Source organism: Streptomyces sp. NPDC056486 (genome assembly GCF_042795295.1).
Taxonomy (GTDB): Bacteria; Actinomycetota; Actinomycetes; order Streptomycetales; family Streptomycetaceae; genus Streptomyces.
The window spans coordinates 1-15874 of sequence record NZ_JBHTSF010000189.1 but is presented as its reverse complement, the minus strand read 5'-3'; the positions used below and the strand labels follow the sequence as shown (position 1 = coordinate 15874).

Annotated in this window: 10 protein-coding genes; 2 read left to right on the top strand and 8 right to left on the bottom strand. The window is 70.0% G+C overall.

What is annotated here, in order from left to right; genetic code table 11:
* Positions 1-82: 82 nt before the first annotated feature.
* The 6 genes from serA to ACFQ7F_RS40260 all read right to left on the bottom strand — a co-directional run bounded on the left by serA (position 83) and on the right by ACFQ7F_RS40260 (position 10130).
* Positions 83-1687 (bottom strand): phosphoglycerate dehydrogenase, encoded by a 1605-nt coding sequence (serA, locus tag ACFQ7F_RS40285; protein ID WP_383282550.1) that lies wholly within the window; start codon positions 1685-1687, stop codon positions 83-85.
* A 425-nt stretch (positions 1688-2112) separates the two neighbouring features.
* A complete protein-coding gene (ilvC, locus tag ACFQ7F_RS40280; protein ID WP_383282547.1) occupies positions 2113-3111 on the bottom strand; it encodes a ketol-acid reductoisomerase in 999 nt (332 codons plus the stop codon).
* A 109-nt stretch (positions 3112-3220) separates the two neighbouring features.
* Entirely contained in the window at positions 3221-3748 is a 528-nt protein-coding gene (gene ilvN / locus ACFQ7F_RS40275) for an acetolactate synthase small subunit (protein ID WP_383282544.1), read from the bottom strand.
* Between the two features lie 31 nt (positions 3749-3779).
* Positions 3780-5627: an acetolactate synthase large subunit gene (locus ACFQ7F_RS40270; protein ID WP_383282541.1), complete on the bottom strand. Its 1848-nt coding sequence runs from the start codon at positions 5625-5627 to the stop codon at positions 3780-3782.
* Positions 5628-5858: 231 nt separating this feature from the next.
* On the bottom strand, positions 5859-8738 hold the full coding sequence (locus ACFQ7F_RS40265) for a putative bifunctional diguanylate cyclase/phosphodiesterase (protein ID WP_383282558.1): 2880 nt from the start codon (positions 8736-8738) through the stop codon (positions 5859-5861).
* Positions 8739-9179: 441 nt separating this feature from the next.
* Positions 9180-10130: a 2-hydroxyacid dehydrogenase gene (locus tag ACFQ7F_RS40260; RefSeq protein ID WP_383282538.1), complete on the bottom strand. Its 951-nt coding sequence runs from the start codon at positions 10128-10130 to the stop codon at positions 9180-9182.
* 96 nt (positions 10131-10226) lie between these two features.
* Here ACFQ7F_RS40260 and ACFQ7F_RS40255 point away from each other — a divergent pair, with 96 nt between their 5' ends.
* On the top strand, positions 10227-11219 hold the full coding sequence (locus tag ACFQ7F_RS40255) for an aldo/keto reductase (RefSeq protein ID WP_383282535.1): 993 nt from the start codon (positions 10227-10229) through the stop codon (positions 11217-11219).
* Positions 11220-11303: 84 nt separating this feature from the next.
* A complete protein-coding gene (locus ACFQ7F_RS40250) occupies positions 11304-12476 on the top strand; it encodes a PQQ-dependent sugar dehydrogenase (protein ID WP_383282555.1) in 1173 nt (390 codons plus the stop codon).
* Here ACFQ7F_RS40250 and ACFQ7F_RS40245 read toward each other — a convergent pair.
* Positions 12469-12669 (bottom strand): DUF6191 domain-containing protein, encoded by a 201-nt coding sequence (locus tag ACFQ7F_RS40245; RefSeq protein ID WP_383282533.1) that lies wholly within the window; start codon positions 12667-12669, stop codon positions 12469-12471. The genes ACFQ7F_RS40250 and ACFQ7F_RS40245 overlap by 8 nt on opposite strands.
* An 80-nt stretch (positions 12670-12749) precedes the next feature.
* Positions 12750-15821, bottom strand: a complete 3072-nt coding sequence (locus ACFQ7F_RS40240; RefSeq protein ID WP_383282553.1) for an AAA family ATPase — start codon at positions 15819-15821, stop codon at positions 12750-12752.
* Positions 15822-15874: the final 53 nt, after the last annotated feature.

Sequence of the window (15874 nt, the reverse complement as noted above, 5' to 3'; positions counted from 1 at the left end):
GGCTGGAGAATTCCAGCCCGTCCGGCGTTTGAGGACGAACTCGGCGAAGCCGGTGATGACCGGCAACCGAAACGCGGGGCAACTAGTCCGTCAGGTTCACCGCACGCGCGGACTCCGCACCGATCTCCGCGGCCAGCTCGTTGAGGACCGCCTGCGGCACCGAGTCGTCCACGGTGAGGACGGCAAGCGCCTCGCCGCCCACGTCGGCGCGGGCGACCTGCATACCGCCGATGTTGATGCCACCCTCGCCGAGGACACGGCCGACGGTGCCGACGACGCCGGGACGGTCCGCGTAGCGAAGGACGACCATGTGGTCGGCCAGGGCCAGGTCCACGTCGTACTCGCCGATGGCGACGATCTTCTGCAGGTGCTTGGGACCGGCAAGGGTGCCGGAGACCGAGATCTCCTCGCCGCCGGTCAGCGTGCCGCGCACCGTGACCACGTTGCGGTGGTCCGGGGACTCCGAGCTCGTGGTGAGGCGGACCTCGACGCCACGCTCCTGGGCGAAGAGAGGCGCGTTCACGTAACTCACGGTCTCGTCGACGACGTCCTCGAACACGCCCTTGAGCGCGGAGAGTTCGAGCACCTTCACGTCGTGCTGGGTGATCTCGCCGTACACCTCGACGTCGAGCCGCGCGGCGACCTCGCCCGCGAGCGCGGTGAAGATCCGGCCGAGCTTCTCGGCGAGCGGCAGACCGGGACGCACGTCCTCGGCGATGACGCCGCCCTGGACGTTCACGGCGTCCGGGACGAGCTCGCCCGCGAGGGCCAGGCGCACCGACTTGGCGACGGCGATACCGGCCTTCTCCTGCGCCTCGTCCGTCGAGGCGCCGAGGTGCGGCGTGCAGACGACCTGGTCGAACTGGAAGAGCGGGGAGTCCGTGCAGGGCTCCTTCGCATACACGTCCAGACCGGCGCCCGCGACGCGGCCTTCCTTCAGCGCCGAGTACAGCGCCTCCTCGTCGACGATCCCGCCGCGCGCGGCGTTCACGATGCGGACGGCGGGCTTGACCTTGTGCAGGGCGTCGTCGCCGATCAGACCGACCGTCTCGGGGGTCTTGGGCAGGTGCACGGTGATGAAGTCCGAGACCTCGAGCAGCTCGTCGAGGGTGAGGACCTTGACGCCCATCTGCGCGGCGCGCGCGGGCTGCACGTACGGGTCGTACGCGACGACCTTCATACCGAAGGCGCTCATGCGCTGGGCGACAAGCGCGCCGATGCGGCCGAGGCCCACGACGCCGAGGGTCTTCTCGGCGAGCTCGACGCCCGTGTACTTGGAGCGCTTCCACTCGCCGGCCTTCAGGGCCTGGCTGCCCTGGGGGATGTTGCGGGCGGTGGCGATGAGCAGACCACAGGCGAGCTCGGCTGCGGTGACGATGTTCGAGGTGGGTGCGTTCACCACCATCACGCCGGCCTTGGTGGCGGCGGACACGTCCACGTTGTCCAGGCCCACGCCCGCGCGGGCGACGACCTTCAGCTTCTTGGCGGCCGCGATGGCCTCGGCGTCGACCTTGGTCGCGGAGCGGACCAGAATGGCGTCCACGTCGGCGATGGCGGGCAGCAACTCGGCGCGGTCCGCGCCGTTGCACTGACGGATCTCGAAGTCCGGGCCCAAGGCGTCGACAGTTGCGGGCGACAGCTCTTCAGCGATGAGTACGACCGGTTTGCCGTTGGCAGCAGTGCTCACGTGAGTCCTCACAAGTCCAATGCGGACGGCCGTCCCGACGGCCGCATGCGGTGGAGGGGAGCGCCACCGGGAAGGGGTGGGTGCGTTTCCCGTGTCGTTCGGTGCGTGCTCTCGGCGTGCCGGACGATGGCCCTCGTAGCGGAGCTACTTGGGTCTTCGGCCGGTGCGGCGAGAGTGCGTGCCGGGCGGCTCGGGGGCGTGCCTGCCCCTTTTCGGTGGCGCTAAGCCGCGTGGAAGACGCACGACGCTGTGGGCCTGACGCGAATGTTGACAGCAGTGTAGTGGCGTCCTGACGGGTGTCTTACGCCTCGGTGGAAGGATCACCCTTCCGTGGCTGGACAGGGTGGACAACGGTGTCGTCCGCGACCCTTCCGGAGATCGCCGTGAGGGCCGGGACTGCGGTCCCGGCCCTCACGCCGTACGGCTTACGCCTCGTCGTTGACCCAAGACATCAGCTTGCGCAGCTCCTTGCCGGTGGTCTCCAGCAGGGACTCGGCATCCTGCTGCTTGTACTCGTTGTACTTCTTCAGGCCGCCGTGGTACTCGTCCATCCACTGCTTGGCGAAGGTGCCGTCCTGGATCTCGGTCAGGACCTTCTTCATCTCGGCCTTGGTGGCGTCCGTGATGATGCGCGGGCCCGTGACGTAGTCGCCCCACTCGGCGGTCTCGGAGATCGACCAGCGCATCTTCTCCAGGCCGCCCTCGTACATGAGGTCCACGATGAGCTTCAGCTCGTGGAGGCACTCGAAGTACGCGATCTCCGGCTGGTAGCCGGCCTCGGTCAGCGTCTCGAAGCCCGCCTTGACCAGCGCCGCGGTACCACCGCAGAGCACGGCCTGCTCGCCGAACAGGTCGGTCTCGGTCTCCTCGGTGAAGGTCGTCTTGATGACGCCCGCACGCGTGCCGCCGATGCCCTTGGCGTACGAGAGAGCGAGCGCGAAGCCGTTGCCGGTCGCGTCCTGCTCGACGGCCGCGATGCACGGAACGCCGCGGCCTTCCTCGTACTGGCGGCGGACCAGGTGGCCCGGGCCCTTGGGGGCGACCATGCAGACGTCGACGCCCTCGGGGGCCTTGATGAAGCCGAAGCGGATGTTCAGGCCGTGGCCGAAGAACAGCGCGTCGCCGTCCTTGAGGTTGTCCTTGATGGACTCCTCGTAGACCTGGGCCTGGATCGGGTCCGGGACCAGGATCATGATGACGTCGGCCTCGGCGGTGGCCTCGGCGGGCGTCACCACGCGCAGGCCCTGCTCCTCGGCCTTGGCCTTGGACTTGGAGCCCTCGTGCAGACCGACGCGGACGTCGACACCCGAGTCACGGAGCGACAGCGCGTGGGCGTGGCCCTGGCTGCCGTATCCGATGACCGCGACCTTGCGGCCCTGGATGATGGACAGGTCGGCGTCGTCGTCGTAGAACAGCTCGGCCACTGGGAATCTCCTATGTGTGCTGGTGTTGCGACCCACCGTACGGCGGGCGGGGGAGGGAAGTTTTCAGGTCTCGCCATACGGGCGGAACCGGCGGCTCGATCTGGCTGGTTCAGGCCGAGCGGTCGAGCGCCCGCAGGCTGCGGTCCGTGATGGAGCGGGAGCCGCGGCCGATCGCGATGGTGCCGGACTGGACGAGCTCCTTGATGCCGAAGGGCTCCAGCATCTTGAGCATGGCCTCCAGCTTGTCGCTGGACCCGGTGGCCTCGATGGTGACGGCCTCGGGCGAGACGTCCACGGTCTTGGCGCGGAACAGCTGGACGATCTCGACGATCTGCGAGCGCGTCTCGTTGTCGGCGCGGACCTTGGCGAGGACCAGTTCGCGCGCCACGGCGCCCGCCGGCTCCAGTTCGACGATCTTCAGGACATTGACGAGCTTGTTGAGCTGTTTGGTGACCTGTTCGAGCGGAAGTTCCTCGACGTTCACGACGATGGTGATGCGCGAGATGTCGGGGTGCTCGGTGACGCCCACGGCCAGGGAGTCGATGTTGAAGCCGCGGCGTGAGAACAGGGCGGTGATCCGGGCTAGGACACCGGGCTTGTTCTCGACCAGGACGGAGAGCGTGTGCTTGGTGGTCATGACTCTTGAGTCTCTCTTTCGCTCTCGGTCTCTAGTCGTCTTCGTTGTCGCCGAAGTCGGGGCGGACCCCGCGGGCGGCCATGACTTCGTCGTTCGAGGTGCCCGCGGCGACCATCGGCCAGACCTGGGCGTCCTCGTGGACGATGAAGTCGACCACGACGGGGCGGTCGTTGATGGCGTTGGCCTCGGCGATGACCTTGTCGAGGTCCTCGGGGCGCTCGCAGCGCAGCGCCACGCAGCCCATGGCCTCCGACAGCTTCACGAAGTCCGGGACGCGCGTGCCCTTGTTGGGGCCGATGTCCTCGGGACCGCTGTGCAGGACGGTGTTGGAGTAACGCTGGTTGTAGAACAGCGTCTGCCACTGGCGGACCATGCCGAGGGCGCCGTTGTTGATGATGGCGACCTTGATCGGGATGTTGTTCAGGGCGCAGGTGGTCAGTTCCTGATTGGTCATCTGGAAGCAGCCGTCGCCGTCGATCGCCCAGACCGTGCGGTCGGGCTGACCGGCCTTGGCGCCCATCGCGGCCGGGACCGCGTACCCCATCGTTCCCGCGCCGCCGGAGTTGAGCCAGGTGGCGGGCTTCTCGTACTCGATGAAGTGGGCGGCCCACATCTGGTGCTGGCCGACGCCCGCGGCGAAGATCGTGTCGTCCGGGGCGAGCTTGCCGACCCGCTCGATGACCTGCTGCGGGGAGAGCGAACCGTCCTCGGGCTGGTCGTAGCCGAGGGGGTAGGTGTCGCGCCAGCGGTTGAGGTCCTTCCACCAAGCGGTGTAGTCGCCCTGCTGGCCTGCGGTGTGCTCGGCCTGGACGGCCTGGATCAGGTCGGCGATGACCTCGCGGGCGTCTCCGACGATCGGCACGTCGGCGGCGCGGTTCTTGCCGATCTCGGCCGGGTCGATGTCGGCGTGGACGATCTTCGCGAAGGGAGCGAAGCTGTCCAGCTTGCCGGTGACGCGGTCATCGAAGCGGGCTCCGAGGGCGACGATCAGGTCGGCCTTCTGCAGCGCGGTGACGGCGGTGACCGCTCCGTGCATGCCCGGCATTCCCACGTGCAGCTTGTGGCTGTCGGGGAATGCGCCGAGCGCCATCAGTGTGGTGGTGACGGGCGCTCCGGTGAGTTCTGCCAGGACCTTCAGCTCGGCGGTGGCCTGGGCCTTCAGGACGCCGCCGCCCACGTAGAGGACGGGCCGCTTGGCGGCGGTGATCAGCTTGGCGGCCTCGCGGATCTGCTTGGCGTGCGGCTTGGTCACCGGGCGGTAGCCGGGCAGGTCCTGGGTGGGCGGCCACTGGAAGGTGGTCTGCGCCTGGAGGGCGTCCTTGGCGATGTCGACGAGGACAGGGCCCGGCCGACCCGTGGAGGCGATGTGGAACGCCTCCGCGATCGTCGCCGGGATGTCCTCGGCCTTGGTGACGAGGAAGTTGTGCTTGGTGATCGGCATCGTGATGCCGACGATGTCCGCCTCCTGGAAGGCGTCCGTGCCGATCGCCTTGGAGGCGACCTGGCCGGTGATCGCGACCATGGGCACGGAGTCCATGTGGGCGTCGGCGATCGGCGTGACGAGGTTGGTGGCACCGGGGCCGCTCGTCGCCATGCACACCCCGACCTTGCCGGTGGCCTGCGCGTAACCGGTGGCCGCGTGTCCCGCACCCTGCTCGTGCCGGACCAGGACGTGACGGACGCGGGTGGAGTCCATCATCGGGTCGTACGCGGGAAGAATGGCACCGCCGGGAATGCCGAATACCGTGTCGGCCCCGACTTCCTCGAGAGAACGAATGAGGGACTGCGCGCCCGTGACGTGCTCGACGGGTGCGGACTGCTGTCCTGAGGATCGGGGCCGCGGCTGCGGATGGTGGGCCCCGGTGGCCTGCTCGGTCATCGGCATTCTCTTCTCGAAGCTGAGGGTTTTTGCGGGGTGTTTGCAGGGTTTTGGCAGTGCCGGTGCAACAAAAAACCCCTCGTGCCAAGTGGCAAGCGAGGGGAGCGCGTCGGAGCGGTTGTGGGATTCCGGTATTCGGACCGGTGATTCCCAGCTTCAGCCGACGCGCTTTCCAAGTACGAGAATTCGGGTGCGCATGGCATTGACCCTCTCTCCAGCGCACAGCGCCTGTCAAGTAGGTGGGACGGGGGTCTCATTATGTGAGCGGATAAAGGATTCGACACCTCCTCCTCCGAATGCCACCGGGGGGCCGCCCGCCAGGACGGGCTCCGCGGGCCCGTACGGAACGGGGTACTGCCCGAGCGAGAGCGCACGGCGCAGTCGGTACTCGTCGAGCGGCCCGGAGAACGCCATGCCCTGTCCATGCGTACAGCCCATCGCGCGCAGGGCGACGACCTGCTCCGGAAGGTCGACGCCGTCGGCCACGGAACGCAGCCCCAGATCGCCGGCGATACGCAGCAGACCGGCGGTGATCTTGTGAAGGCGCGCGGACTCGACGACGCCCTCGACCAGGCTGCGGTCCAGTTTCAGTACGTCGACGGGGAGCCGTCGCAGTGCGGTGATGGCGGCATAGCCACTCCCGAAGCCGTCAAGGGCGATGCGCACGCCGAGCCTGCGCAGGGAGGTCAGACGGCGCTCCAGATCGTCGAGGGGAACGCGGGGGTCGCTGTCGGCCAGCTCGATGACGAGCGCCCCTGAGGGCAGCCCGTACCGGGTGAGGAGGGCCTCGATGGAGCTCAGCGGCATGGAGCGGTCCAGGAGGCGCCGCGCACTGATCCGGACGGCGACGGGCGTCGCATGCCCCGTGCGCCCCCGCTCGGCGGCCTGCTGGACGGCTTCCTCGAGCATCCAGCGGCCCAGCTCCGCGGTGCGGGCGCTCTCCTGGGAGTCCGACGAGTCGGCCACGCGCAGGAACTCGGCGGGCGTGAAGAGGATGCCCTGCGCCGAGCGCCAGCGTGCCTGGGCCGCTACGGAGGTGATGCTTCCGTCGTCCAGGGAGACCACCGGCTGGTGGAGCAGCGCGAACTGGCCTTCGTGCAGGGCGGTGCGCAGCCGCGTCGCCAGCTCCGCCTTGCGCACGACATCTGCCTGCATCTGAGGGGCGTACAGCTCGACGCGGCCCTTGCCCGCGGCCTTGGCGCGGTACATCGCCAGGTCGGCGTTGCGCAGCAACTCGCCCGCACCGAGGCCCGGTTCGGCGAAGGCCACGCCGATGGACGCCGCCACGCGCACGTCGTTGCCGTCGATCGCGTAGGGCTGGGAGAGGGTGATTCTGAGACGGTCGGCGAGTTCGTAGATGTGCTGCTCGCGTGCGGCCTGGTCGCGGGTGCCGTCGCCCACGATCAGCGCGGCGAATTCGTCGCCGCCAAGCCGGGCCGCGCAATCCCCGGACCTGACGGCCTCCTGAAGGCGACGGGCCGCCTGGATCAGGAGTTCGTCTCCCGCCTGATGGCCGATGGTGTCGTTGACCGCCTTGAAGCCGTCCAGGTCGATGAAGAGCACGGCCGTGCCCCGGTCGGTGACTCTGCGGCCGGTGAGCGCCTGACCGACCCGGCGCGTGAACAGGGCCCGGTTGGGCAGGTCGGTGAGCGGGTCGTGCTCGGCGTTGTGCTGCAACTGCGCCTGGAGGCGGACCCGTTCGGTGACGTCGCGGCTGTTGAAGATGAGGCCGCCCTGGTGACGGTTGACCGTGGACTCCACGTTCAGCCAGTCGCCGTCACCGGACTTGAAGCGGCACTCGATGCGGGTCGTGGGCTCTTCCACGGGGTTCGCGGTGAGGAATCTGCGGACTTCGTGGACCACGCGGCCCAGATCCTCGGGGTGCATGAGCGAGGCCAGTTCGGAGCCCATGAGGTCTTCGGCCTCGCGGCCGTAGACGCCGGAGGCGGCCGGACTGACGTAGCGGAGTATGCCGTTCGGAGCGGCGATCATGATCACGTCGCTCGAACCCTGGACCAGGGAGCGGAAGTGGTTCTCCTTCTGGGCCAGTTCCTGGGTGAGGGTGATGTTGTCCAGGAGCATGATGCCCTGGCGCACCACCAGGGCGAGCACGACCGTGCCCGCGGTGAAGAGCACGACTTCGTCGACGCTGCGGCCGCTGAGCACGTTGTAGAGAATCCCCAACGTGCAGACTGCGGCGGCGAGATACGGCGTGAGCGCGGCGATCGATCCGGCGATCGGCCGGGTGGCGGCGGGCCGCGCACCCTGGGGAGCACCGCCGTCCTCCACGCGTGTGTGCTGCGCGTCGTCCGCGTTCTTGGACCAGGGCACCGCCCAGGGCGCGTACGCCAGGAGCAGTGATCCCGCGAACCAGCCCGCGTCCAGCATCTGCCCCGAGCGGTAACTGGCGTGCAGCAGGGGCGAGGTGAACATCGCGTCGCACATGACGGTCAGCGCTAGGGCGCCGATCGCCGTGTTCACCGCTGTGCGGTTGGCGGATGCTCGTCTGAAGTGCAGCGCGAGGACCATGCTGACCAACGCGATGTCGAGAAGCGGGTAGGCGAGCGAGAGCGCGGCGTGCGCGACGCTCTGGCCCACGAACTGTGCCGTGTGCGCGAGGGCCAGGCTCCAGGAGAGCGTGAGCAGCGAGCCGCCGATGAGCCAGGCGTCGAGCGCGAGGCAGACCCAACCCGCTCTCGTCACCGGGCGCTTGGCAAGCACGAGCAGGCCGATGATGGCGGGCGGCGCGAAGCAGAGGAAGAACAGGTCGGCGAGGCCGGGGCTCGGCACCGGCTGCTCGAGCACGACCTCGTACCAGCCCCATACGCCGTTGCCCAGGGCCGCCATCGCGGAGGAGAGCGCGAACAGCAGCCATGCGGGTCGAAAGCGGCTTCGACGGGTGCGCGAGTAGCGGAAGCAGGAGACCGCGGCGGTCGCCGCGGCGACGCTCAGTCCGAAGTCACCCATGATCAGGGCGGCTCTCGTCGATCCCCAGCCGAGCGCGGCCCCGGCGGCATACCCGCCGCAGACCACAAGGAGCGCGATCTGCGAGACGAGGCTCGTGCCGCCGCCGGAGACGGGGCGCCGGGCCAGTGGGGACCTGGACGACATCGGTGCCGTCAGACCTCCGCCGCCCTTCAGGGCGGTGGCGGGTGACGGGCGGGTGCTCACCGGGCCGCCCTGGTCCGTACCGCCCTTGTATCCGTCCGCCTCCCGTGATCGATCGGCACCGGGATTTCGTGTGCGTATCCGTCGCGCAGCCGACTGCGAGCCGGTGCGCGTGAGAGTCGCCGTCGGCAGCTCCGCCGCGTCGGTTCGTTCGCCCATTGGCCGTACATCGCCCGTCGCCCCCCTCGCGTCTGATGCCTTGCCTCGTCCCCGGCGCCGAACGGTCCACGGCGCAGCCCCTGTCGGGACGATACACCAGTCTCGTCACTCAGGGACATAGGTTCTGTACGCTCAGTGACGGCAAGCGGTGTCGTAAACACGGGGCGCACGCACACGGGTGCGGAGCGTGCTCGAACGCTCCCTGGGCGACTGCGGTTCGATGCGCTACCGGGTCGTCAGGACTACGTTCCCGAGGGGTTCCCCTGCGGCGTAACGGGTCAGTTGCGCGGCGAGCAGGCGCTTGCCGCGGGGCAGGAAGGCGGAAGACGATCCGCCCACGTGCGGGCTGATGAGCACTCCAGGAGCCTGCCACAGGGGATGACCTGCGGGCAGCGGTTCCGGATCGGTGACGTCCAGAGCGGCTGTGATCCGGCCGCTCTCCAGTTCGGCCAGGAGCGCCTTGGTGTCGACGACGGGGCCGCGTGCGACGTTCACCAGCAGGGCGCCGTCCTTCATTCGGGCCAGGAATTCGGCGTTCACCAGGCCACGGGAGGTGTCGGTGAGGGGCGTGGAGAGGATGACCACATCGGCGTCGGGCAGCAGTGCGGGCAGTTCGGCGAGCGGGTGCACGGGGCCGCGCTCCGTGGCACGGGCGGAGCGCGCGACGCGCGCCACCCGCGCGCACTCGAAGGGGGCGAGCCGGTCCTCGATGGCGGAACCGACCGATCCGTAGCCCACGATCAGGACGGACTTGTCGGCGAGCGCCGGATAGAACCCGGACCGCCACTCCTCCTGACGCTGCCCCTCCACGAATCGGGGGATGCCGCGCAGCGAGGCGAGGGTCAGGGTGAGCGTGAGCTCGGCGGTGCTGGCCTCGTGCACTCCCTTGGCGTTGCACAACTGGACGCCGGGTGCCAGGGACTTGAGCCCTGGCTGAATGTCGTCGATGCCCGCGGTGAGTGTCTGTACGGCGCGTACGGATGTCATCTCGGGCAGTGGTCGCAGGGAGGTCTGCGCTCCCTTCATATAGGGCACTACGTAGAACGCGCAGTCGGCCGGGTCCGCGGGGAAGTCCGGGCCGCCGTCCCAGAAGCGGTAGTTGAGCCCGGCATCGGCTGCTCCGGGCAGGCCTTCGATCTCGTCCGCGGCATAGGGGAGCCATACGTCTGTCGTCATGGTCAGGAGGCTAATGCGCACAGGCCGCACGTCACGTGAGGGGAGGCAGCGGTTACGTTGGGGGCTGCTCGGACATGAAGTGGGGGGCACGGCCAGGTGGACCGCAGGACGATCGGCGCCGCAGCGCTCGAGGTGGGTGCGGTCGGGCTCGGCTGCATGCCGATGAACTGGGCGTACACCGGCTCGCGGCAGCGGGGCGAGGAGTCGCTGCGTACCGTGCACGCCGCGCTGGAGCAGGGCTCGACCCTCCTTGACACGGCGGACATGTACGGGCCTTTCACCAACGAGCTGCTGGTGGGGCGGGCGCTGAAGGGGCGGCGCGGCGAGGCCTTCGTTTCCACCAAGTGCGGGCTCCTTGTGGGCGAGCAGCACATCGTCGCCAACGGCCGCCCCGGCTATGTGAAGCGGGCCTGCGACGCGTCGCTGCGACGGCTGCAGACCGAGACGATCGACCTGTATCAGCTGCACCGTGCCGATCCCGAGGTGCCCGTCGAGGAGACCTGGGGCGCGATGGCCGAGCTTGTCGCCGTGGGGAAGGTGCGGGCCCTTGGGCTGTGCGCGGTGGGGGCACGTGCCTCGCGGCGCGAGGGCAGGGGGCTACACGAGGGAACGATCCGGCAGTTGGAGCGGGTCCAGCAGGTTTTTCCGGTCAGCGCGGTGGAGGCCGAGCTCTCGGTGTGGTCGCGGGAGGCGCTCTTGACGCTGCTTCCGTGGTGCGCGGCGCGCGGGGTCGGCTTTCTGGCGGCGATGCCGCTGGGGAACGGGTTCCTCACCGGGACGCTGACGCCGGGGCAGGGCTTCGAGCCGGACGACGTGCGGGCCAGGCATCCCCGTTTCACCGCCGAGATGATGGCGGCCAATCAGCCGCTCGTGGTGGGCCTTCGCCGGGTGGCCGAGCGGCACGGGGCGACCCCGGCCCAGGTGGCCCTTGCGTGGGTGCTCGCGCAGGGCAGCGACGTGGTGCCGATCCCCGGGGCGAAGCGGGAGCGCTGGGCGGTGCAGAACGCGGGGGCGGCGTCGATGCGGCTCACCGAGGCGGACCTGGCGGAGATCGCGGCGCTGCCGTCGGCGATGGGTTCGTGGGACTGATGTCCGCGGGTCGGTCACGCGGGATGGGGAACCTGTGGGGACCGAGCGGTGTATGAACAGGAGAAGCGCTGCGTCGAAGGGAACCTGATCGTGCAACGACCTGCTGTCACGGCCGCATTGGCCGCCGCTGCCCTTGTGCTCACGGCCGGCTGCTCGTCCGGGGGCGGGGGCACGCCGGACAACGGAAAGAGCGCCGAGTCGAGCCCCGCCACGTCGGACGGGGCATCCACGGGGAAGGCGCGCGCCGGCGACGCCCCGCCGGAAGAGGGATCGGCGAAGGTCACCAAGACCCTCACCGAGAACCTGAAGTCGCCCTGGGGCCTCGCACCGCTCCCCGGCGGGGACCTGCTTGTGTCCTCACGCGACGAGGGGACCATCACCCGCGTCGACGGCGATACGGGCAAGAAGACCGACCTCGGCTCGGTCCCGGGCGTCTCCCCCGCCGGTGAGGGCGGCCTGATGGGCCTGGCGCTCTCCCCTTCGTACGCGTCGGACCACATGGTCTACGCGTACTTCACCACCGAGTCGGACAACCGCATCGCCCGCCTGCTGTACGACGAGAAGAAGCCCTCCGGACAGCAGCTCGGGGCGCCCGACACGGTCTTCAAGGGCATCCCCAAGGGCGGGGTCCACAACGGCGGCCGGATCGCCTTCGGCCCGGACAAGATGCTGTACGCGGGCACGGGAGAGACGGGCGACACGGGCCTGGCCCAGGACAAGAAGTCGCTCGGCGGCAAGATCCTCCGCCTCACCCCGGACGGCGACCCGGCCCCCGGCAACCCCTTCGACGACTCCCCCGTCTATTCGTACGGCCACCGCAATGTGCAGGGTCTGGCCTGGGGCGAGGACAAGCAGCTCTGGGCGGCGGAATTCGGCCAGGACACCTGGGACGAACTGAACGAGATCAAGGCCGGCGACAACTACGGCTGGCCGGAGGTCGAGGGCAAGGGCGACGAGGAGGGCTTCCACGATCCGGTGGCCCAGTGGAAGACCTCGGAGGCCTCCCCCAGCGGCATCGCCTACGCCGAGGGCTCGGTCTGGATGGCGGGCCTGCGCGGCGAGCGGCTGTGGCGCATCCCGGTCCGGGGCGTGGACAACGCCGTGGAGCCCCAGTCCTTCCTGAAGGGCGAGCACGGCCGCCTGCGCACGGTCGTCGCGGCGGGCGGCGACAAGCTGTGGCTGGTGACGAACGAGACGGATTCCCGGGGCACCCCTGAGAAGGGGGACGACAAGATCCTTGAGGTGACCGTCAAGTAGGGTCCGCGTCGGTCGGCTCGGGTTCCGTCTTCGCCTGCTGCGGCACCCTCACCACGACCTTGCCGGACGTGAGGTCTATCGGGCCGCGGCCGGGGTCACCGTCGGCCACGTCGACCCGGCTCAGTTCAAGGCGCTTCTGCTCGTCGTCCGTGTGTTTGCGGCCGGGCTGAAAAAGCTCGATCAGATTGAACACTGCGCCTCCTGGCAGCCGAGTTCCTCCCTACCAGCGTAAGCGAGCGCCTGCGAAACCCATCGGGAGCGGGAAAGCGCAGGTCAGCCGGTGGACTGTGCGCTCTCTGTGCTCTCTGTGCTCTCTGTGCTCTCTGTGGGGAAAAGGCGCAGGCGGTGGGCGAGGGCGGCCGCCTCGCCCCGGCCTGCGACGCCCAGCTTGGCGAGGATGTTGGAGACGTGGACGCTCGCCGTCTTGGGGGAGATGAAGAGCTCCTCGGCGATCTGGCGGTTGCTGCGGCCCGCGGCGACGCGGCGGAGCACGTCCCGCTCCCGGCTGGTGAGGCCGAGCGCCTCGGCGGGGTCGACCGGGGTGAGGCGGGCGCTCACGGTGTCGTGCTCGTTAAGGGTGAGGCGGGCGCGCTGGGCGAGCCCCGAGACGGACTCGGCGAGGGGCCGGGCCGCCAGGCGCTCGGCGGTCTCACGGGCTTGGCGCAGCAGAGTGGCGGCGCGTTCACGGTCCGCTTCTGCGCCCAGGCCCGCAGAGGTGGCGAGGAGGGACTCGGCGAGGCGCAGGCGGGCGCGGGCGAGGTCGTAGGGGCGGTCGAGGGGTTCGAACGCGGTGACGACGGCGGACCAGTCGGCGGGGGCGTCGCGGTCCTCGGCGCGCAGGAGCTCGGCGCGTACCCACTTCTCGTACGCGACCCAGACCGGCACCGGTGAGGGGAGTTTCTTGGCGGCCCGTCGAATGCTTTCGATGGCCTCGGTCCTGCCGGGTTCGGCGGCGGGCAGGCCGCGCGTATCGGCCTCGGAGGTGGCGGCGACGAGCAGCAGGGGCCAGGTGTAGCGCTGGGTGCCGGGCGGGAAGCCCGTCGCCAGGGCCTGTTCGAGCTCGGCGCGCGCCGCTGCGACGCCGGCCGCGCGGTCGGGGTCGGCCGCCGCGATACCGAGGGCGGCGGTGACCATGGGCAGGGAGTACTGCGGCATGAGGCCGTGCAGCCCGTACTGATCGCGGGCCAGGGTCAGTTGGGCGGCGGCTTCGGGTACGTCGCCGCGGCCGAGGGAGACGACAGCGAGGTGCAGGGCCGCCCCGGCCCGTGGTTTGACACCCAACGCGCCGCGGCGGGCCGCCTCGCTCGCGTCGACCGCCTCGTCCCAACGGCCCAGCGAGATCAGGGTCTCCGCCTTGTTGTTCTGGACCCAGCTCTCGGTGTCCGTGAGTCCGTACTTCCGGCAGAGCGCGAGGCCCTGGTCGCTGACCTCCAGGGATTCGAGGGAGCGGCCCGAGCCTTCCAGTACGGACGGCAGGTTGACATGGATGTGCGGGATCCGGGAGACGAGGCCGGGCGGCGCCACGCACCGGTCCCTGACCGCGTACATCTCCGCAAGGCCGTGCTCGACGTCGCCCGCGTCGACCAGGAGGCCGCCGAGGATGAGCCGGGCGTTGAGTTCGATCTCCTCGGCCTCGACCATCCGGGCGTACTCGACGGCGCGTTGGGCCGCCGCCAGGGTCTCCGCTCCGGGGTTGTGGAGCATGCCCCAGGAGGCGACGTTGGTAAGGACCTCGGCGTGCACCTCGGACGGCGGAAGCCCGCGGACCAGTTCCTGCGCGGTGGCGATCTCCGCCCAGCCGTCGCCGCGGGCCAGTGTCGAGGTGAGCCGGGAGCGCTGGATCCAGAACCAGGCTGCGCGCAGGGGGTCTTGCTCGTCCTCAAGGATGCGCAGCGCCCGCTTGGTGATCTTCAGGGCGCGCTCCCGCTCACCGCAGAGGCGTCCGGCGACGGCGGCCTCCGCCATGAGGTCCAGGTAGCGCAGCGGGGTGGTCTCGGGGTCACAGCCGCAGGGAGGGTAGACCTCGGCGTAATCGAGGGGCCGCAGTTCCAGGCGTACGTCTTCGGGGGCGGCCTCCCACAACTCCATCGCCCGTTCGAGGAGGCGCAGTTGCTCGGAGTACGCATAGCGGCGGCGGGCTTCGACTGAGGCGCGCAGGACGGCGGGGAGGGCCTTCGCCGCGTCGTGCGCGTGGTACCAGTAGCTGGCGAGGCGGGCGGCACGCTGGTCGTCGGCGACCAGTGAGGGGTCGGCTTCGAGCGCCGTGGCGAAACGGCGGCTGATCCGGGAGCGTTCACCGGGCAGCAGGTCGTCGCCGACGGCCTCGCGCACGAGGGAGTGCCGGAAGCGGTAGCCGTCGCCGTCGGGCGACGGCAGAAGTATGTTGGCGCCGACCGCGGCCCGCAGCGCCTCGATCAGGTCGTCCTCGGCGAGTCCGGCGACCGCGGCGAGCAGCGGGTACTCGACGGTCGAGCCGCCCTCGGCGACGATCCTGGCCACCCGCTGGGTGTCCTCGGGCAGCTCCTCGACGCGTACGAGGAGGAGGTCGCGCAGGGAGTCCGTGAGGCTCGCGCAGCTGCCGCCGTGCGAGGCGACCGCGAGCTCCTCGACGAAGAAGGCGTTGCCGTCCGAGCGGTCGAAGATGTCGTCCACCAGGGACTGCGCGGGCTCGGCGCTGAGGATCCCCGCCATCTGCCGGGCGACCTCGCCCTTGCTGAAGCGGGGCAGTTCGATGCGTCGCACCGTGCGCAGGCGGTCCAGCTCGGCGAGGAGCGGGCGCAGCGGGTGGCGGCGGTGGATGTCGTCGGCGCGGTAGGTGGCGACGACGACGAGGCGGCCGCTGCGCAGGGTGCGGAAGAGGTAGGCGAGGAGGTGGCGGGTCGAGGCGTCGGCCCAGTGCAGGTCCTCCAGGGCGACGACCACCGTGCGCTCCGCGGCGAGGCGCTCCAGGAGACGGACGGTCAGCTCGAAGAGGCGGGCCATGCCTTCCTCGTCGTGCTGGGCGTCGGTGCCACGCAGGCGCTGCGGGGCCTCGCCGAGTTCGGGCAGGAGCCTGGCGAGCTCGCCCTCCTGGTCGGCCGCCGCGGCGTCCACCTCGCCGGGAAGCTGGCGGCGCAGGGAGCGCAGGGCGCTGGAGAAGGGGGCGAAGGGAAGGCCGTCCGCGCCTATCTCCACACAGCCGCCGAGCGCGACGACGGCTCCTTCGGCGCGGGCCGCCGCGGTGAACTCCTCGATGAGGCGGGTCTTGCCGACGCCCGCCTCGCCGCCGAGGAGCAACGCCTGCGGCTCGCCCGTGCCGGGGGTGCTCCCCGTGGCACGGGCGAGTGCGTCGTTCAGAACGCCCAGCTCATCGGCTGGCGGCGCAGGGAGCGCAGGGCGCTGGAGAAGGGGGCGAAGGG

Coding starts and splice junctions, on each gene's coding strand:
- ilvN (WP_383282544.1), bottom strand. CDS start 3,748: ATGACCACCAAGCACACGCTCTCCGTCCTGGTCGAGAACAAGCCCGGT.
- ACFQ7F_RS40260 (WP_383282538.1), bottom strand. CDS start 10,130: ATGACGACAGACGTATGGCTCCCCTATGCCGCGGACGAGATCGAAGGC.
- ACFQ7F_RS40265 (WP_383282558.1), bottom strand. CDS start 8,738: ATGTCGTCCAGGTCCCCACTGGCCCGGCGCCCCGTCTCCGGCGGCGGC.
- ACFQ7F_RS40270 (WP_383282541.1), bottom strand. CDS start 5,627: ATGACCGAGCAGGCCACCGGGGCCCACCATCCGCAGCCGCGGCCCCGA.